The organism is Gilliamella sp. BG3, from assembly GCF_046635605.1.
GTDB classification, from domain to species: domain Bacteria; phylum Pseudomonadota; class Gammaproteobacteria; order Enterobacterales; family Orbaceae; genus Gilliamella; species Gilliamella bombi.
On record NZ_JBIDFE010000005.1, the window covers coordinates 55,757 to 75,505 of the forward strand.

The following is a 19,749-nucleotide window of genomic DNA, read 5'->3' on the forward strand; positions in this document are numbered from 1 at the left end:
GTAAATCCATCTAACTAAGGCGATCGAAAATATAAATATAATAAACCTAGTGGAGCAAGTAACCAAGCAAAACCAAAACACAGCGCCATTGTCCATATTTTTACTATTAAGAACAATTCTGTTCGTACAATAAATAAATTATCCCCAACTATGTAATTCACAACACCTTCATAAACAAATCTAGAATATGGATATAATCCCCATTGTATTAAAATACATACACCTAAATATATACTTTCAGGATTTTTAAACTTAAATATGATTAAACAAAAAAGCGGTACAACAAATATTAAACAAAATAGATATTGTCGTATCAAATAACCTAGAGTTAATGCCCCAAATGTTTTTTTTAGAAAATTAGCCATAAAACCCATTCTTAATATTTATCTTTTATTGTACTTTGATTTAAGAGATCATTTTTATAATTTTTAAATTCCAGAATCATACAAACCAGCCATATTTTTATAAATTAAAAATAATAATATTATATCGTTTTTGAATAATGCTTTAATTTGCTTCGGGTTTATTTTAACAAGGTATTTTTATAATGCAAATTAATGAAATTATAAAAGGGCCTTTACATCGGTTTTAGTGGTATCAAGGCAATTATTGTTACTTTATTGTCATAAGTGTTAATTTGCTCTATGTCGTTATTCTAAAAGCAAATCATAAAGAGTTTTAATATATCATATGCTAAACAAAAGTACGCCAAAAACAACATTAATGTGATCTCTGTTTTATTGATATATAGGATCTTTATTAACACAAATGAAAACAATAAAATCAATTATATATCCAAATTTTTATCAATTATTTGTAAAAAAGAATTGAGCTATTCACACTTCATGATTGAAATAATCCTCTAAAAACATCATAAGATGTTTCACCTGAAATTGCTTTATATAATTTAACCGTATTATCAACTTAATATTAATAATTAATTGTTTTTATTTATTAAGCTATTTTTTCCTGATTGAGAAAAATAACGCATATGATTCATTGCTTCTTGAATATATTGATAATTTGGCACTTCATCAACTTCACGATTATGTAAATCCATATAATGACTAATACCTAATCGATTAACAAGATAAATATTATCAGATGTTCTCACCGCATAAGAACTATAATTAGACATCAAAAGCCAGTTACGGTCAGTTATAGGATTAAATAAATCATAACCTGTCGAATAATCACTTATATCATTTTTCACATATAAATAATGTTTCATTAAGGTAGGAACGACATCTTCATGGCTTGTTATTTTTGTACTATTATTTTTAAGGCTCTCTAATTCTTTACCACCAATAATAATAAAAGGCACCTTTGTTTGTGCATCTGTGTAATTACCATTATGCCCCCAAAATCCTAATTTATTATCATTCATCTCTTGAGCATGATCACCTGTAATAATCAATATTGTATTATCTAACGAACCTGATTCTACAAGCTCATCATAAATATTTTGTAGTAAATAATCATCATAATAAACACTTTGTTTGTAACGATTAAAAATAGGCAAAGGATCGGTGTCATTACTCAATGTCATATAATTAAGATCACCAATAGGTTTGAATTTCACCGAAAAATCGTCAGGAAAGTCATAAGCATGAGGAGCATCATAGAATAAAAAAGAAAATGTCGGTCTAGATGTATCTCGTAGTTTATACCATGCAAGCCAATCATCAGTAATTTGTTTATCTCGATTAGATGCCGAACCATCTTTACTACTAATTCTTAAATTTTTAATGGTAACAAAGGCTGTTCGATCAAATTCTGGAGCAGTCACTTTAGCTGACGTAAAAATCCCAATATTATAGTTTTCTTTCTGTAGTGTTGTGATAAAGAGTGAAGGAACACTATTTCGTAAAAATGAATCCCAATAAGTACCAGGAATACCATAAAACAAACCAAAAATACCTGTACGTGTTGCATTACCAGTTGAATAATGGTTATCAAAAATGACCCCATTATTCTGCTTAACAAAACGAAATGTATTAGGCGAAATTTCTTCACTAAACGTATCATATCGCCAAGAATCCAAAACAATAAACATAATATTTTTAGTTTTTTTATTTTCTGGATTAATCACTAAAGGATTTTTGGGGTAATCAACACTAGCATTACTATTATCTTTGTTATACAACACGGCTTTTTGTTGCCCTTTTTCATCAAAAAAATTCATGATTCTTTTTGACGTAAATGGTCGATAAAGTGGAATATATTCTTTCACTACCATAAGAGGCGAATAAGCATAATAAAATGCAATCATGTGCACAACATGACTAATTAAAAATGAACTAAAAAGAAATATTGTTGATAATAAAACAATTCTTGAATTTTTATGCAATGAAGTTAATTTGTTATTGAGCAAGTAAAGAATAAAATGCTCGGTGCAAAATACAACAACAATAAGCGTAAACATTAAAAAATAGGTAATTATCGAAAAATCGACAACCTGTCCAGACAAAACCATGGATAAGACAGATTGATTTACGTGAAATCGATACTGTTGAAATACAATAGTATCGATATATAATCCAATTTGAATAAAGCTAAATATTGCAGCTAAAATAATATTGCGAATAGCTTGTTTAAACCATAAAAGAGGTATACAAACAACCAAAAGTAATAAATAAGCCGAGAAAAAATGCCCCAATACAGCAAATATTGAAAATGCCACACTCGGCCAATTAAATGATGCCTCGGGGACAAGAAAAAAACGAATTGATAGTATTGATGAAATAAATAGATTAATTAAGGCAAAATAGTATAATTTTTTCATAGTGTTAAGTAAGTTATTAATTCATTATAATAAGAATTTTACTGTATTTTATATTGAAACATAGTCTTTCCTGAAACTTTTTAACAAACTAGCACTAAAAAAATACGATTCTAATAAAATTTTAATAAAAAAGGCTCAATTTAGAGCCCTTTTAGTTGAATGAAATACAGTTATCGACGATCTGCAAAAATTCTTAACAACATAATGAATAAGTTAATAAAATCAAGATAAAGGGTTAGTGCACCTAAAATAACAAATCGCCTAAACATATTAGGATCATCCTGCGATAATTGATCGCCTAACTCTTTCAGTTTTTGTGTATCATAAGCTGTTAATCCAGCAAAAACAAATACACCAATATACGTAATAGCCCACATTAATGGCTGGCTTTGCATGAAGATATTAACGAGCGAAGCAATTACAACACCTACTAATCCCATAAATAAAAAGCGTCCAAAACCAGACAAATCACGTTTAGTGGTATAACCATAAAGAGCCAAAGCTGCAAACATTCCAGCAGTAATAAAAAATACACTTGCTATTGATGATGAAGTATAAACAATAAAATAAATCGAAAATGTGCAACCATTTAAAACCGAATAAAGCATGAATAATGTTGTCGCAACAGCTCCAGAGAGACGATTAATCAATCCAGAAATGGCAAAAACTAAAGCAAATTCAGCAATAAGCAATACCCACATACCTTGATATAAAACGTTCAAAAGCTGATAGTTATTGGATGCAAACCAAGCAACCAGAGCTGTTAATAGTAATCCGACGGTCATCCAACCATAAACATGACTCATGTATGTTTGCACGCGATTACTAGATTGTTCAATAATCGAACCATTAGGTGAATAATTTCTCATTAATTACCTCTCGTTAAAAAAGAATGACATAACTTAATATCATTATATACTAAATAAATACTAATACCATTTTCTCAAAGCTTCTTTATCTGTTTTTTTTGCTTCAACCCAAGTTTCGCCTTGGGGCGTTCGTTCTTTTTTCCAAAAAGGCGCTTCGTTCTTTAATACATCCATAATGAACTCTACTGCTGCAAACGCATCTGAACGATGTGCGCTACTTGCTCCCACAAAAACAATCTTTTCATTTGCGCTAATTTCACCTACTCGATGAATTACCGCAACTCGACTTAATTGCCACCGCTCTCTAGCTTGGGCTATGATATTAGCCAAGACCTTCTCTGTCATTCCTGCATAATGTTCTAAAAATAAGCTTATCGTTTGTTTTTCATTACTACGAACTTTGCCCATAAAAGAGACAACAGCACCATCTTGTGGTAATTGTGAAAGCCAATCGTTTAACTTATTAATATCAATCGGCTGCTCACTAACCTTGATAAGATCCATAATATTATCCACCTGTTACAGGAGGAAAGAAAGCGATTTCATCGCCTTCTTTCACAATATAATCAAAATCAACCAACGTTTGATTTACAGCGCATAAAACAGAGTTTTCCTTAAATGCCAAAAACCATTGTTCACCACGTTCACTTAACTGATCGATAAGATAGGAAACTGGAAGTTGATTAGCATCTAACATAACACTCTCAGTCCCAACTAATTCTCTAATTTGAGCGAAAAAAATAACTTTATTCATTTTCTATCTATTAAACCTTTTGAGCAATAAACTCCCCTGACCTACCACCACTTTTCGTCAACAATCTTACTTGAGAAATCACCATATCTTTTTGAACCGCTTTGCACATGTCGTAAATGGTTAATGCTGCAATAGATGCGGCAACCATTGCTTCCATTTCAACACCTGTTTGCCCATTCAATCGACAAAGCGATTGAACTCGGACACAATTTTTTATTTGATCTACTTCTATGTTAATTTCAATTTTACTCAAAAAAAGTGGATGACAAAGCGGAATAAGCTCCCAAGTCTTTTTAGCAGCTTGAATCCCTGCAATTCTTGCTGTTGCAAAAACATCGCCTTTATGATGTTTACCCTCAATAATCATCTTCAATGTTTCAGCATTCATTAAGACTAATGACTCAGCTCTTGCTTCGCGTGTTGTTATTAGTTTTTCTGAGACATCAACCATACAGGCTTCACCTCGCTGATTAATGTGCGAAAATGATTCACTCATCCTTTAATCCCTACTATTTTATTAATTATCAATTTTTACCAAGATAGCAAATTTTATTAATAGTTACTACTAATCCTTTTAAGGTTATTAATGTAATAAATCTAGATGAATAAAAACTAGATTGTTTTTATAACTTTTGCGGGTTATGTAAAAACTGCGTACAATATAGCTTTATATAAATTATAATATCTGTGATTTTTTAATGCTTATCGCTCATATAGCCTTACCTGTACCACTTTACCAAATATTTGATTATCAATTAACTAAACCAGCTCAAGTTGGAATGCGGGTTAAAGTTCCTTTTGGTAAACGTGACGCAATAGGAATTATTGTTAGTATTGACGAAAAAACCGAATTTGATATTGAAAGCTTAAAAACGATTACAACTGTTATTGATACTGAACCTGTTTTTACACCTTCTATTTGGCGGTTGTTAAACTGGGCTGCTAGTTATTACCATTATCCTATTGGCGAAGTTCTTTTTCATTCTATACCTGTTTTATTACGACAAGGGCGAAAAGCAATCAAGGAAGACACCAAACGATGGCAATTAACTCAATTGGGTAAAAATATTGATTTAAAATCATTATCACGGACTCCGAAACAAAAATTATTATTATCATCATTCAGAAATAATACCCCTTCTGAAAATGAAGTAAGTAGTACTATCTATCAAGAATTACAGAAAAAAAATCTTATAGAACAAGTAAACTGCCAATCCGATAATATTCAATGGCAAACCAATTTTTCAACAAATACTAGTTCAATTCAGCTAAATAAAGAACAGACCTATGCTATAGAAACAATCAACAACAAAAATCATCAATTTGAAGTATTTTTATTAGAAGGAGTGACTGGATCGGGTAAAACAGAAGTATATTTAAATATACTATCTAATATATTAGCTACAGGTAAGCAAGCATTAGTACTAGTTCCAGAAATTGGGTTAACACCACAAACAATTGGACGTTTCAAAAAACGCTTTAATGCGCCAATTGATATTTTGCACTCAGGATTAACGGATAAACAAAGACTCACTGTTTGGCTAAGAAGTAAACATGGTGAAAATGCTATTGTTGTTGGCACTCGCTCATCACTTTTTACTCCTTTTAAAGACTTAGGAATGATTATTATTGATGAAGAGCATGATAGTTCCTATAAACAACAAGAAGGTTGGCGTTATAATGCCCGAGATTTAGCAATTATTCGAGCAAAATTTAACAATGTTCCAATTGTTTTAGGCTCCGCAACACCGTCGCTTGAAACACTCAATAATGTACAAAATCACAAATACCATTTATTACAATTAACCGAAAGAGCCGGTAATGCAATGCTAGCCAAACAGTCAATTTTGGATCTGCGTGGGTTAGTACTTACTGCAGGTTTATCTCAACCATTAATTGAACAAATAAAAAAACATTTATCTAATAATAATCAGGTAATGCTATTTTTAAATCGCCGAGGCTTTTCACCATTGTTAATATGCCATGACTGTGGATGGATTGCTGAATGTCCTCGCTGTGATAGACCTTATACACTACATCAAAAACAACACAAACTTATATGTCATTATTGTGATACACCGAGGACGATTCCTAAACAATGCCCAAAATGTGGATCAACTCATTTAATGCCTATTGGATTTGGAACAGAACAACTTGAACAACAACTTGAAATCCTCTTTCCTAATATTAAAATTAGCCGCATTGATCGAGACACAGTGAATAAAAAAGGCGCATTAGATAACTATTTACAAAGTATTCAACAAGGTGGCGCACACATTTTAGTTGGCACGCAAATTTTAGCTAAAGGGCATCATTTCCCGGATGTAACTTTAGTTGGAATTGTCGATGTTGATGGGGCATTATTCTCAAGTGATTTTAGGGCAACTGAGCGATTTGCACAAATTTATACTCAAGTATCAGGAAGAGCAGGTCGTGAAACTAAAGCTGGACAAGTTATTTTACAAACATATCATCCAGATCACCCTTTACTCAATATTTTACTAACTCAAGGTTATGAAAAATTTGCTAAATTAACGTTACAAGAACGGCAACATACACAATTACCTCCGTTTAGTTACCAAACATTAATTCGTGCAGCTGATCGTAACAATCATTACGCTCCAGCATTCTTACAACATGTGCATGATTGGCTAAAAGAACATAGTAATAATACTTTATGGCAGTTGGGGCCAATGCCTGCAAGTCAACCGAAAAAAGCAGGATATCATCGTTGGCAATTACTACTTCAACATACAAGTAGACAACAATTACAGAAAATTTTGGATCAACTATTAATCGTAATAGGAAAATGGAGTGAAACATCAAAAGTAAGATGGAGTATTGATGTCGATCCCATTGATAATTAAAGTGATATTATCTCCACCAATACTAATTAGTGGAGATAATAAATTATAATATTATTTTACCAGCATTTTTATCCAATGTTGCCTGTCCAATACCTGAAACTTCCTTTAGCTGCTCAACTGAAACAAAAGGACCAAACTTTTCTCGGTATTCTATTATCTTCTGAGCTTTACTTGCCCCAATCCCAGTTAATACTTTTGATAATTCTTCTGCTGTTGCAGTATTGATATTTACTTGAGCAACTTGTTTTTGTTCTTGTTTAACGGAAGTTGGTGTTTCTGGAACCGAATTAGCAAAGCTTATGTTCGAAAAAATAAAACTTGATAATATAATACATAATAGTGAAAATACTTTCATTTGATTAACCTCATAAAATAGTTACGCAATTAAATTTGCTTTATAACTATCTCACTTCATCAAATAAAAAAATTTCATTAATAATAAAAATGAGAAAAGCCACCTAAGTGACTTTTCATTTTTTCAATTATTTCTACTATTTTGGGAGTTAAATCACAAATTGGAATCAGGCATAATTTCTATCTTAGCCTTAGAGCGTATGTCAGCAGCAAGATAATAATGCATATTATTAATAAATAAAGGTAATAACTCAGAAGAAATATCTTCATATTCTTTTGGGGTATCTACCTTAGTTAGCGCAACAATATAAGCATTTTTATCATCTAAAAATTCCACACCATAAACAGTCTTCCCAGATACTGAAGGATTTAAATTAAAGACCATATTAACAACTTTTTGATCAAGTTCTGTTGAATTTCGATTCAAAACATATTTTTTTGCAAATTGGACATTTTTGGCTTTTCCAGTTTCGTTAAGTTGAGTCAATATATTATCAACACTAGATCTAAACTGGCTTTGAGCCTTTTCTGTAAAAAGTTTTTTATGAATATCATCTTTAACCTCATCAAATGGAGCTATACCTTCAGGGCGATAATCAACTGTTTGTACAACAAAATCAAACTTCCCAAAACTCCTATCTACAGGTATTAAATCAGAAATTTTATCCGTTGCCTTACCATCGACTATCATTTCTTCACTAAAAATCACATCCCTAACCTCAGGATGAGCAGCAAGTGAAAACTTATCGTTGAAAGATATCCAATTTGAGGTCTTTACTTCAAATCCAAGTTTGTTAGCAAGCTCTTCAATACTTTTAGGAGAATCATGTAATGCAGTTTTAATTTTATTCTCTTCATTTTCTAAAGCTTTTTGTATTTTTTGTTCAGTGAGTTTTGGCTTGATTTGGTATTTAGCATAATCGAAATCCATAACTTTTTTAGGTTGTATACCATCTAATTTCACTATTGCGTAACCACTATCAACGGCTATTGGCGATGAGATTTTCCCTACTTTCTTTAATTGAGCATCTTTAAAAACTTGAGGTAATGAATCATCATCAGCAAACCAGCCTAATGAACCATTTTTGCCATAAGGTGAAATATCATGATTCTGATTAACAGTTTTAGCAATAGTATCAAAATCAGCTCCAGACGAAAGATCCTTTGCAATTTCATTAGCTTGTTCTTTATTAGTCACAAAAATTACACTATAAGCTCTCTTAGCTGGATATGAATAAGTTTTAATATTTTTATCATACTCATTTTTAATTTCTTTTTCAGTAACGCTAATTGTTTTTCTCAAAGATTCGTCAGAAGTCATAATATATTTAACTTTTACACGCTCATTTTTAAAAAAATCTTTTGAATGTTCGTTATAATATTTTTGTTCATCATCTAACGTAATATTCGACTCATCAATATCACTTACAGAAGCATTAACAGAAGTAGCATATACACTTCTAGTTTGATTTTTAAGAGAAGCTATTTCAGAATCAATTGGCAGAATAAAATTACTATTTATTATAGCATTAACAGTCTGTTGTTGCTGTAATACAGTTCTTATAATTTCAGCATAACTATCTGGAGTAAAATTATTTTCAGCTAGAAGGTTTAAATATGTCTGATTATCAAATTTACCATCTTTAAAAAACTCTTTTTGTTTTTTGATAAACTTTTTGATTTGATCATTACTAATAGCTACACCAACTTTTTCTGAAAATTTATAAGCTAAATAATTATCAATTTGATAAGATAAAACATTACGGCGTAATTTTTTGATAAAAGAACTATCGCCTCCAGCATTCGCTGTTACTGCTCTAGCTTGAGCTTCGAATTCGGCCCGACTAATACCTTCACCATCAACTTTTGCGATATATTTCTGTTGATCTTGAACACTTACACTGCCACCAAAGCCTAGAAATCCGACGCCAGTGAAAATAAAACATAAAATAATTATTGCAAAAATAATCTTAACAACAATATTATTTGCTGCTGTTCGGATTGTCTCCATCATTTATTGCGATTCTCCATACCAAATGTTGAATTGTAAAAGTATAGCATATTTAACTAAATTGGCTATTGTCCGAATATTATGTACTACAAAAAAAAGATCAACATAGAGTTGATCTTTTATTAAATTAATAAATAACTAGTTTAATATAGCAGGACTATCAACGCTATTTTTTAATTTCTTAATAGTTTTTCTAGTTATTGGTACTGACTCTACACCAAATGGATTATTCTGCAATGCAATTGTAAGCACATCATCAATCCATTTTACTGGATGTATATCAACTTCAGATTTTACATTATCAGGAATATCTTCCAAGTCTTTAACATTATCCATTGGAATCAATACAGTTTTAATTCCTCCTCGGTGTGCAGCTAATAATTTTTCTTTTAATCCGCCGATAGGTAAAACTTCACCACGTAATGTTATTTCGCCAGTCATAGCAACATCAGAACGAACTGGATTACCCGTTAATGTTGAAATTAGTGAAGTACACATTGCGATACCTGCACTCGGTCCATCTTTTGGCGTTGCTCCATCAGGCACATGTACATGGATATCGCGTTTTTCATAAAAATCACTATTAATACCCAATTTTTCTGCACGAGATCGAACAACTGTTAATGCCGTTTGAATCGATTCTTGCATAACATCACCTAATGAACCAGTGTAAGTCAATTTTCCTTTACCTAGTACACTTACTGATTCAATAGTAAGTAAGTCTCCACCAACTTCTGTCCACGCAAGACCAATAACTTGCCCAATACGGTTTTCATTATCTGCCTTACCGTAATCAAAACGCTGTATTCCCAAGAAATCTTTTAAGTTATCTTGGGTTACCGTTACTTTTTTCAATTTGCTATTTAATGCTAATTGCTTAACAACTTTACGACAAATTTTTGCAATCTCTCTTTCTAGATTTCGAACTCCAGCTTCCCGTGTATAATAACGAATGATTCCAATAATAGCTGAGTCATCAATACTAATTTCTTTTGATTTCAAACCATTATTTTCTATCTGCTTAGCAATTAAGTGTTGTTTTGCTATATTCAATTTCTCATCTTCTGTATAGCCAGAAAGACGAATAACTTCCATCCTATCCAATAATGGCGCAGGAATATTCATAGAGTTAGCCGTTGCAACAAACATCACATCAGATAAATCGTAGTCAACTTCTAAATAATGGTCACTAAAAGCATTATTTTGTTCAGGATCAAGCACTTCCAATAATGCAGATGCAGGGTCGCCACGCATATCCGATGCCATCTTATCTATCTCATCTAATAAAAATAACGGATTCTTAACCCCCACTTTTACCATACGTTGAATTAATTTACCTGGCATTGAACCTATATATGTACGCCTATGTCCACGTATCTCAGCTTCGTCACGTACACCACCAAGCGCCATTCGTATATACTGACGCCCTGTCGCTTTAGCAATTGATTGTCCAAGTGAGGTCTTCCCCACACCAGGAGGACCAACTAAACATAAAATTGGACCTTTAACTTTATTAACACGCCCTTGAACTGCTAAATATTCTAAAATTCTATCTTTTACACGTTCAAGTCCATAATGATCTTTATCTAAAACTTTTTGTGCAGCTTCAATATCTTTTTTAACGTTACTACGCTTATACCAAGGAACTTGAAGCATCCAATCAATATATCCCCGAACAACCGTTGCCTCAGCAGACATCGCTGGCATCATTTTAAGTTTATTAAGCTCAGCTAATGCTTTGTCTGTAGCTTCTTTTGGCATTTTAGCTTTAGTAATTTTTTCTTTTAATTCTTCATATTCATCAGGTTTATTATCTATATCGCCTAACTCTTTACGAATCGCCTTAATTTGCTCATTGAGGTAATACTCCCTTTGAGCCTTTTCCATTTGTTGTTTAACTCGGTGTCGAATATTTTTTTCAACTTGTAGTAAATCAATTTCTGATTCCATCAATGAAATAAGCAATTCAAAACGCTTTATAAGATTAGCGGTTTCTAAAATCTCTTGTTTTTGTTCAACTTTCAAAAATAAAGTTGCAGCAATAGAGTCGGCTAAACGTGAAGGTTCCTTCAAAAAATGTATAGAATCAACAATTTCCTGAGTTATTTTTTTGTTTAGTTTTGAGTATTCATCAAAGTTAGATAAAGTCAAGCGTATCATGGCTTCACTTATATCCGCGGCTTTTTTTACTTCACTTAATGGTTTGACTTTTGCAATAAAATATTCATTGTCGTTGTTCTCAACAATGTCATTCATTTTAGCTCTTGCAATACCTTCAACAAGAACTTTTACTGTTCCATCTGGCAATTGAAGTAATTGTAAAACATTAGCCACAGTTCCGACATCATATAAATCATCTATATCAGGATCATCTTGAGAAGGATTTTTTTGGGTTACAAGAAAGACTTGCTTATCCATTTCCATTGCACCTTCTAAGCAACGTATTGATTTACTTCTACCAACAAAGAGAGGAATTACCATATGTGGAAATACAACAACATCACGCAATGGTAAAATAGGCATAATCATTTGTTTAGTTCGTTTTATTTTCATTTTATTCTCTCTAGTAGTACAAATCTATTAGATAGATATTGGGTTCATTTTTAGATATTCAAGCCTATCTTTTTTGTTTTAACATACATTAATTCTAGAACATCTTGACAGTATTTACTGAAATTTTGCTTTAATATTAATTTGAGGTATAGCTCTTGCCATCATATTTATGATGGCAAATATATATTTCAAGCCGAGATTTCAGCATCTTCACGATGGATTAATTTCGGTGCTAGAGATTGTTCAACGGTGTCTTTTTCAACAATTACTTTGTTAATAGTATTCATTGATGGTAAGTCATACATTATATCTAATAATATATTTTCAACAATTGAACGCAAACCTCTCGCTCCTGTTTTTCTTTGCATCGCTTTTATAGCGATAGCATCCAAGGCTTCTCTCGTAAACTCAAGCTCAACACCATCTAACTCAAACAAAGTTTGAAATTGTTTAGTTAAAGCGTTTTTAGGTTCCGTTAGAATATTAATTAAGGCATTTTTATCTAATTCGGATAATGTTCCTATAACAGGTAATCTTCCGATAAACTCAGGAATTAAACCAAACTTAACTAAGTCTTCTGCTTCAATTTTTGCTAATAGCTCCGACTCAGAAAGTTTATTTTTAGTGCTTGTTACCTCAGCACCAAAACCTATTCCTGTATTAATTGATACACGATTCTCAATGACTTTATCCAAACCACTAAATGCACCACCACAAATAAATAGAATTTTTGAAGTATCTACTTGCAAAAACTCCTGCTGAGGATGTTTACGTCCACCTTTTGGCGGAACAGAAGCGATAGTGCCTTCAATAATTTTCAATAAAGCCTGTTGAACTCCCTCACCAGAAACATCTCTAGTAATAGATGGGTTATCCGATTTTCGTGAAATTTTATCGATTTCATCAACGTAAATAATCCCCCTCTGAGCTTTTTCAACATCATAATCACAATTCTGTAATAATTTTTGAATAATATTTTCTACATCTTCACCAACATAACCAGCTTCAGTTAGTGTTGTTGCATCAGCCATAGCAAAAGGTACATCTAAAAAACGAGCTAATGTTTCAGCTAATAATGTTTTACCGCTACCAGTAGGTCCTATAAGCAAAATATTACTTTTGCCTAATTCAACATCACTACGACTAGCATGGTTACGTAAGCGCTTATAATGATTATAAACAGCAACAGATAAAACTTTTTTAGCTCTTTCTTGACCAATTACGTATTCATCAAGATGCTCTCTAATTTCGTGTGGTGTTGGTAATGGTTTACTAATAAACTCTTCATGAGAAAGAAAACTTTTTTTCTCTTCTTTTAAAATATCATTACATAATCCTATACATTCATTACAAATATAAATAGATGATGGACCAGCAATAAGTTTACGGACTTCATGCTCACTTTTACCACAAAAAGTACAATAGAGTAATTTTTCTGAACTTTCTTTATTCACGTTTATCACCTACCCAACATTAAGATCGTTTACTATATATGGCATCAACTAAACCATATTCAACTGCTTTATCGGCAGACATAAAATTATCACGGTCGGTATCTTTTTCAATCACACTAATATCTTGACCTGTGTGCATTGCTAAAATATTATTTAGCCGGTTTTTTACCTGTAAAATCTCTTGTGCATGTATTTGGATATCAGAAGCCTGTCCTTGAAAACCACCTAATGGTTGGTGAATCATGACACGTGCATTTGGTAAGCAATAACGTTTACCTTTAGCTCCAGCTGTTAAAAGCAATGACCCCATTGAACAAGCTTGTCCCAAACAAATTGTACTAACATCTGGTTTTATAAATTGCATTGTATCATAAATAGCCATGCCAGCTGTAACAACCCCACCAGGTGAATTGATATACAAATAGATATCTTTATCAGGATTCTCTGCTTCTAGAAATAACATTTGAGCAATAATAAGGTTTGCCATATTATCTTCAACTTGACCCGTCAAAAATATAACTCGCTCTTTTAATAACCGTGAGTAAATATCATAAGCTCGTTCACCCCGAGAGCTTTGTTCAACTACCATTGGAATAACACCCATATATGATTCAAAAGGCATTTTTATCTCCTAATTAACAAAATAGCCCAAACAGATAATACATATTTGGGCTTAAAAGTGAGCGTTTTTAAATTAAATGAAAAAGCTAATAGATTAAGCTATCTGCTGATTCATTAATTCAGAAAATGAATAATTCTTTTCTGTTACTTTCGCACTAGCTAATAACAGATCTACAACTTGATCTTCTAATGCAACAGCTCGAATATTCTCCATCGCTTTTTTATCTTTATGATAATATTCTGAAACTTCTTTTGGATCTTCATATGCAGTCGCAATTTCATCAATTAATGCTTGAACACGCGATTCGTCTGCAGTTAATTTATTACTTTCAATTATTTCACTAAATAATAAGCCTGTAGCAACACGTTTTTTAGCCTCAGCTTCAAATAGTTCTTTCGGTAATTCCATACCTTGTTTGACATTACCGCCAAAGCGAGATAAGGCTTGTTGACGTAACACATCAATTTCACGATCGATTAATGCCACAGGTACATCAATCTCATTATTTTTAACTAAACCATCAATAGCTTGTGTTTTAACTTTGTTACGAATTGTTGCGTTGAGTTCTCTTGTCATATTTTTACGAACTTCAGCTCTCAAACTTTCAACGGTACCATCTACAATACCAAAGCGTTTAACAACGTCTTCGGTAAGTTCAGGTAATTCAAGTTCTTCAACCTTTTTAAGTGTAGATGCAAATACAGCAGGTTTACCTTTTAGGTTTTCAGCATGATAGTCCTCAGGGAAAGTCACATTAATATCAAACTTATCACCTACTTTATGACCAATAATTGCATCTTCAAAACCTGGAATCATACGACCTTGCCCTAACACTAAAGCAAAATCATTAGCCTTACCACCTTCAAACTCGGCACCATCAACTTGACCGACAAAATCCAAAGTAACACGATATTGCTCTTCAGCCGCTTTTTCAACTTCTTTCCAAGCACCTTGTTGTTTGCGTAATGTTTCAATCATTGTTTCAACATCTGCATCAGCAACTTCTGCAACTGGTTTTTCAACTTCAATTTTATCTAAATTTTCAACTTTTATTTCTGGGTAAACTTCAAATTCAACAGTAAATGTATAATCTTCACCATTTTTATATTCTTGTGGAGTATAAGTCGGAGCTCCAGCTGGATTTAATTTTTCTTGAATAATAGCGTCAACAAAATTCCGTTGCATCAAATCGCCTAAAGCATCTTGTAAAATAGAAGCACCATAACGTTGTTCAACAATTTTTAAAGGCACTTTTCCTTTACGAAAACCATCAATGCGTACTTTTTTTGCTGTATTAATAAGCTCTTTATCAACCGCTTTTTTAATATCTTCAGCTTTAATTGTAATAGATAAACGTCGACCTAATCCTTGTGTTGTTTCTACCGAAACTTGCATGTTTATACCTCGAAATTATTGAATATTATTTGCTCATAATTATATAAAAACGATAATTGAGCTAAAAAATTAAAAAATAGGCATGCATTATACCGACCGCAATCGTCTACGTCGAGACATTTAATAGTTTCTTCTCAAGCGCTTTCAAGCGTTTATTCATTTCGTCAATATGTAAAACTAATGATGCCGTTTTTCGCCATACTTTGTTTTCTTGCAATGGAATACCTGATGAATAAACACCTGGCTGTGTAATTGGGCGCATTACCATACCCATACCTGTTACTGTAACTTGGTCACATATTTCCATATGTCCATTAATAACACTTGCACCACCAATCAAACAATGTCGACCAATAGTTAAACTTCCAGCCATAATAACGCCACCAGCAACGGCCGTATGATCTCCAATTACATCGTTATGAGCAATCTGACATTGATTGTCAATAATAACACCATTACCAATAATAGTATCATCAAGAGCACCGCGATCAATTGTCGTTGAGGCACCAATTTCAACGTTATTGCCAATGACAACACGCCCTAATTGAGGAATTTTAACCCACTTCCCTTTATCATTAGCATAACCAAATCCATCTGCACCAATTACAGTCCCAGATTGAATCAGGCAATTTTCTCCAATAATACAATTATGATAAATAGAAACATTAGCCCATAATTTTGTACCTGCACCTATTGTTGTATTTTTTCCAACAAAACACCCTGCACCAATGATACAATCGTCTCCTAATATCACACCGCTTTCGATAACAGCGTTAGCGCCAATAGAAACATTACTACCTAATTGAGCAGTCGAATCAATCACTGCTGATGTAGCTATATCCTTAGCTGGAGCTGGAGTAGTATCTAGGTATTGTGCTAATTTTGCATATGCAAGGTATGGATCTTTTACAATAAGGGCTGCACCATTCCAATGCTCAAGACCCTCTTCTGTCATTACCACAGCAGAAGCTTTGCATTCTAATAAATTCTTTTGTAATTTCTTATCAGATAAAAATGTAATTTGACCTGATATAGCACTATTCATTGATGCTATACCAGTGATGGCTAAATCACCATCACCATATAACCTAGCATCAAGTTGCTTAGCTAATTGCTCTAAACGAAAGGAAAACATTATTTTTTAACCTTTTCCAACACTTTGTCTGAAATGTCAACCGCATCTGAAGCTGATAAGGTGGCTTCTGCTTTTAAAATAATATCGTATTTTTCTTTTGCGACTATATCTTTAATAGCTTCTTGGATTTTAATTAATAATTTCTCTGCTTCTTCTGTTTCACGCTTACGATAATCTGCAGAAAAAGCCTTAGCTTTATTTTCAAAATCAGAAATTGTTTTATTTAATTTCGTTTTTTCAGATGAAGACAATGTTAAACCATCTTTTTTTAATCGTGCAGCAGCTTCATTTGCTTTCTTTTCTTCAGCTTGTAATGATTTAGCTCTTGCTTCAAATTCACTATCCAATGCTTTACCAACCGATTCGCGTTGCGGCATACGTTGTAATACTGACATAACATCGACTACACCAATTTTTACTTCAGCATTTACAAAGCTTGCAAAAAGTAATGCCGTACTAACACTAAGAAAATATATAATTTTTTTCACTTTAATCACCTATTTGTTTTCTATTTTATAACATGGAATTACCATGTAGAACCTATATTAAATTGAAACTGTTGAGTTGAATCACCATCATATTTCTTAAACGGTTGAGCATAAGAAAAGACTAAAGGACCTAATGGAGACATCCATTGCACAGCAAGCCCAGCAGACATCCTAATATCCGATGGGGAACTATAATCAGGGATATTTTTTCCTTTTAAATTCCATTCAGTATCCCATACAGTACCTGCATCGAAAAATAGTGATGTTCTAATATTATCAGCATATTTTTCGCTAGCAAATGGCGTTGGAAGTATTAGCTCTGTACTTGCAAAAGCTATAGCATTACCACCTACAGCATCTTTTGATTTTGTACATCCAGATGTATTATCTAAGCTATCGCAAACTCCACTTTTATTAAGATATACCGCTTTAGGACCTACAGTATTTGATTTAAACCCACGTAGCACAGAGGCACCACCAGCATAGAAGTTTTCATAAAAAGGTAACTCTTTTCCACCTAAACCGCCACCATAGCCTAATCGAGCACGAGTTAAAAAGATCCAGTTATGGTCATTGTCAATAGGATAATAGTAAGACGCATCTGAGACTAGTTTATAGAACCTATTTTCAAATAATGGTGCTGTAACTTTAGCATTAGCTGTTATTTTAAGTCCATCAGTAGGGAAAAATCCACGATCTAAAGAGTTATATGTCCAATAAGCATTTAACAATAAATCATTAGTATCAAATGAAATAGAACTTTTATTGTTCACTTTTTCACCCATAGAGTTGAAATAACGCCACATTCCATATTGCGCTTGCATACCAGATAACTTATGGTTAGCAAATTCAGAACCAAAACGAACAAAATTATTTTCACTAATTGGGAATCCTAAATTAGCTGATGCGCCCCAAGTCTTACTTGAATATTCTGATTCATCATCTTTATCGTCATTTTTATAGGTATTATAATAAATACTACCCCCTAAACTTACACCATCAACAGTAAAATAAGGATCAACGATAGAAATAGATGCAGTTTTATCTGTATCAGTTGTGTTAACATCAAATGAGACACTGTTACCTGTTCCCAACCAGTTATCTTGAGAAATACCGGCATTGAAACTAACACCACTATCAGAACCAACACCAATACCAAATTTGATACTACCGGTATTACGTTCAGCAACTTTATAAATAATATCAACTTGATCATCAATACCAGGCACACGTTCAGTATTAGCTTCAACAGTATCAAAAAATCCAAGTCGGTTTAAACGTTCTTTACCTAATTCAACTAATCCATTACTTAACCAAGCCCCCTCCATTTGTCGAAGCTCACGGCGAATTACACTTTCGCTGGTTACAGTATTGCCAACTATTTTAATTTTACGAACATAAAAACGTTCACCCACATCAACAAGAACAACTAATTTAACCGTATGTGCGACATCATCCATTTCAGGCTGAATTGATACTCTAGGGTACGCATAACCGAAATTAGCAAGTAGACGCTTAACGCCATCTTCAATTTCAGTAATTTTTTTACCATTATAAAGTTCACCAACTTTTACTTTTTCATTAGCAATTTTGGAAATCTCGCCTTTATGGCCAGCAAAATTACCCATAAATTCAAGTTGAGATAACTTATACTGTTCACCTTCATGAATATTAACTGTAACGTATATGCCTTTTTTGTCTGGCGTTAAACTAACTTGCGTTGACTCAATGTTAAAACGAGCATAACCACGATTTAAATAAAAACTTTGTAATTCATCTAAATCTGCTGCCAATTTTTGTTTTTGATATTTGCGATCTCCAAACATATTCCACCAAGGTACTTCATCACGCAAAGTAAAACGCGAAATAAGTTCTTCAGATGAAAAAGCTTTAGCACCAACAATATTAATCTGATCAATTAGTGCCGATTTACCTTCAGCTACAACTAATTTTAAATCAACACGATTACGTGACAACGGAGTTACAACAGCTTTGATTTGAGCATTATATTTACCAACACTATAGTAAAAATCTTCTAAGCCTTTTTCTATACCAGAAAGCATAGTACGATCTAATGCTTCACCTTCACGAATACCTGAACTATCTAGGTTTTTTTTCAGCATCTCATCTTTAACAGACTTATTACCAGAAAAAGTTATGCTAGCAATAGTAGGGCGTTCTTGAACATGAACAATTAACCTATCACCATCACGAGAAACGGTAATATTATCAAAGTTTCCACTAGAATATAGTGATTTAATGATACGGCCTAAATCAGCTTCATTAACATAATCACCGACTTGAATAGGCATTTCAAGTAATGCTGCTCCAACAGTAACACGTTGCAAACCTTCAAATTTGATGTCTTTTACTACAAAATCATCAACACAAAATGCATTGGAACTATATACTGCTGTAGTACTAAACAACAAAGATGCTATAAGTAATTTATTTATTTTCAT

16 protein-coding genes are annotated in these 19,749 nt (G+C 32.7%); 1 reads left to right on the forward strand and 15 read right to left on the reverse strand.

Annotated elements, in window-relative coordinates; all coding sequences use genetic code 11:
• Positions 1 to 14: 14 nt before the first annotated feature.
• The 6 genes from ACGH6S_RS03660 to moaC all read right to left on the reverse strand — a co-directional run bounded on the left by ACGH6S_RS03660 (position 15) and on the right by moaC (position 4,904).
• Entirely contained in the window at positions 15 to 365 is a 351-nt protein-coding gene (locus ACGH6S_RS03660) for a hypothetical protein (protein ID WP_065590373.1), read from the reverse strand.
• A gap of 572 nt (positions 366 to 937) precedes the next feature.
• Entirely contained in the window at positions 938 to 2,785 is a 1,848-nt protein-coding gene (locus ACGH6S_RS03665; RefSeq protein WP_411578339.1) for a sulfatase-like hydrolase/transferase, read from the reverse strand.
• A 170-nt stretch (positions 2,786 to 2,955) separates the two neighbouring features.
• The gene (locus tag ACGH6S_RS03670) at positions 2,956 to 3,654 is read right to left on the reverse strand and encodes a Bax inhibitor-1/YccA family protein (RefSeq protein ID WP_411578338.1); all 699 of its coding nucleotides are present in this window, start codon (positions 3,652 to 3,654) and stop codon (positions 2,956 to 2,958) included.
• 60 nt (positions 3,655 to 3,714) lie between these two features.
• On the reverse strand, positions 3,715 to 4,158 hold the full coding sequence (gene moaE, locus ACGH6S_RS03675; RefSeq protein ID WP_065590348.1) for a molybdopterin synthase catalytic subunit MoaE: 444 nt from the start codon (positions 4,156 to 4,158) through the stop codon (positions 3,715 to 3,717).
• A gap of 4 nt (positions 4,159 to 4,162) precedes the next feature.
• A complete protein-coding gene (gene moaD, locus ACGH6S_RS03680; RefSeq protein WP_065590347.1) occupies positions 4,163 to 4,408 on the reverse strand; it encodes a molybdopterin synthase sulfur carrier subunit in 246 nt (81 codons plus the stop codon).
• A gap of 10 nt (positions 4,409 to 4,418) precedes the next feature.
• A complete protein-coding gene (moaC, locus tag ACGH6S_RS03685; RefSeq protein WP_065590346.1) occupies positions 4,419 to 4,904 on the reverse strand; it encodes a cyclic pyranopterin monophosphate synthase MoaC in 486 nt (161 codons plus the stop codon).
• A 202-nt stretch (positions 4,905 to 5,106) separates the two neighbouring features.
• On the opposite strand from moaC, the gene priA reads away from it, so the two are divergent.
• Positions 5,107 to 7,275: a primosomal protein N' gene (priA, locus tag ACGH6S_RS03690; RefSeq protein ID WP_174798756.1), complete on the forward strand. Its 2,169-nt coding sequence runs from the start codon at positions 5,107 to 5,109 to the stop codon at positions 7,273 to 7,275.
• Between the two features lie 43 nt (positions 7,276 to 7,318).
• Here the strand turns inward: priA and ACGH6S_RS03695 are convergent, their stop codons facing one another.
• The 9 genes from ACGH6S_RS03695 to bamA all read right to left on the reverse strand — a co-directional run bounded on the left by ACGH6S_RS03695 (position 7,319) and on the right by bamA (position 19,749).
• Positions 7,319 to 7,630 carry a ComEA family DNA-binding protein gene (locus ACGH6S_RS03695; protein ID WP_065590344.1) on the reverse strand — a complete coding sequence of 104 codons (312 nt, stop codon included), beginning with the start codon at positions 7,628 to 7,630 and terminating at the stop codon, positions 7,319 to 7,321.
• Positions 7,631 to 7,783: 153 nt separating this feature from the next.
• Positions 7,784 to 9,643: a SurA N-terminal domain-containing protein gene (locus tag ACGH6S_RS03700; RefSeq protein WP_174798757.1), complete on the reverse strand. Its 1,860-nt coding sequence runs from the start codon at positions 9,641 to 9,643 to the stop codon at positions 7,784 to 7,786.
• Between the two features lie 135 nt (positions 9,644 to 9,778).
• Positions 9,779 to 12,193: an endopeptidase La gene (gene lon / locus ACGH6S_RS03705; RefSeq protein WP_174798758.1), complete on the reverse strand. Its 2,415-nt coding sequence runs from the start codon at positions 12,191 to 12,193 to the stop codon at positions 9,779 to 9,781.
• A 188-nt stretch (positions 12,194 to 12,381) separates the two neighbouring features.
• Positions 12,382 to 13,656, reverse strand: coding sequence for an ATP-dependent protease ATP-binding subunit ClpX (clpX, locus tag ACGH6S_RS03710; RefSeq protein WP_065590341.1), 1,275 nt, complete (start codon positions 13,654 to 13,656; stop codon positions 12,382 to 12,384).
• 10 nt (positions 13,657 to 13,666) lie between these two features.
• Positions 13,667 to 14,269, reverse strand: coding sequence for an ATP-dependent Clp endopeptidase proteolytic subunit ClpP (gene clpP / locus ACGH6S_RS03715; RefSeq protein WP_065590340.1), 603 nt, complete (start codon positions 14,267 to 14,269; stop codon positions 13,667 to 13,669).
• A gap of 93 nt (positions 14,270 to 14,362) precedes the next feature.
• The gene (gene tig, locus ACGH6S_RS03720) at positions 14,363 to 15,664 is read right to left on the reverse strand and encodes a trigger factor (protein WP_174798759.1); all 1,302 of its coding nucleotides are present in this window, start codon (positions 15,662 to 15,664) and stop codon (positions 14,363 to 14,365) included.
• Between the two features lie 106 nt (positions 15,665 to 15,770).
• A complete protein-coding gene (gene lpxD, locus ACGH6S_RS03725; RefSeq protein ID WP_174798760.1) occupies positions 15,771 to 16,799 on the reverse strand; it encodes a UDP-3-O-(3-hydroxymyristoyl)glucosamine N-acyltransferase in 1,029 nt (342 codons plus the stop codon).
• On the reverse strand, positions 16,799 to 17,287 hold the full coding sequence (locus ACGH6S_RS03730; protein WP_065590337.1) for an OmpH family outer membrane protein: 489 nt from the start codon (positions 17,285 to 17,287) through the stop codon (positions 16,799 to 16,801). Before ACGH6S_RS03730 ends, lpxD begins: the two co-directional genes overlap by 1 nt.
• 38 nt (positions 17,288 to 17,325) lie before the next feature.
• Positions 17,326 to 19,749, reverse strand: a complete 2,424-nt coding sequence (gene bamA, locus ACGH6S_RS03735) for an outer membrane protein assembly factor BamA (protein ID WP_174798761.1) — start codon at positions 19,747 to 19,749, stop codon at positions 17,326 to 17,328.

Bases quoted from the DNA above. Each gene is read 5' to 3' on its own strand.
- moaE (WP_065590348.1), bottom strand. From the start codon at position 4,158: ATGGATCTTATCAAGGTTAGTGAGCAGCCGATTGATATTAATAAGTTA.
- clpP (WP_065590340.1), bottom strand. From the start codon at position 14,269: ATGCCTTTTGAATCATATATGGGTGTTATTCCAATGGTAGTTGAACAA.
- bamA (WP_174798761.1), bottom strand. From the start codon at position 19,749: ATGAAAATAAATAAATTACTTATAGCATCTTTGTTGTTTAGTACTACA.
- priA (WP_174798756.1), top strand. From the start codon at position 5,107: ATGCTTATCGCTCATATAGCCTTACCTGTACCACTTTACCAAATATTT.
- lon (WP_174798758.1), bottom strand. From the start codon at position 12,193: ATGAAAATAAAACGAACTAAACAAATGATTATGCCTATTTTACCATTG.
- lpxD (WP_174798760.1), bottom strand. From the start codon at position 16,799: ATGTTTTCCTTTCGTTTAGAGCAATTAGCTAAGCAACTTGATGCTAGG.
- ACGH6S_RS03695 (WP_065590344.1), bottom strand. From the start codon at position 7,630: ATGAAAGTATTTTCACTATTATGTATTATATTATCAAGTTTTATTTTT.
- ACGH6S_RS03665 (WP_411578339.1), bottom strand. From the start codon at position 2,785: ATGAAAAAATTATACTATTTTGCCTTAATTAATCTATTTATTTCATCA.
- moaC (WP_065590346.1), bottom strand. From the start codon at position 4,904: ATGAGTGAATCATTTTCGCACATTAATCAGCGAGGTGAAGCCTGTATG.
- tig (WP_174798759.1), bottom strand. From the start codon at position 15,664: ATGCAAGTTTCGGTAGAAACAACACAAGGATTAGGTCGACGTTTATCT.
- ACGH6S_RS03700 (WP_174798757.1), bottom strand. From the start codon at position 9,643: ATGATGGAGACAATCCGAACAGCAGCAAATAATATTGTTGTTAAGATT.
- ACGH6S_RS03670 (WP_411578338.1), bottom strand. From the start codon at position 3,654: ATGAGAAATTATTCACCTAATGGTTCGATTATTGAACAATCTAGTAAT.
- moaD (WP_065590347.1), bottom strand. From the start codon at position 4,408: ATGAATAAAGTTATTTTTTTCGCTCAAATTAGAGAATTAGTTGGGACT.
- ACGH6S_RS03660 (WP_065590373.1), bottom strand. From the start codon at position 365: ATGGCTAATTTTCTAAAAAAAACATTTGGGGCATTAACTCTAGGTTAT.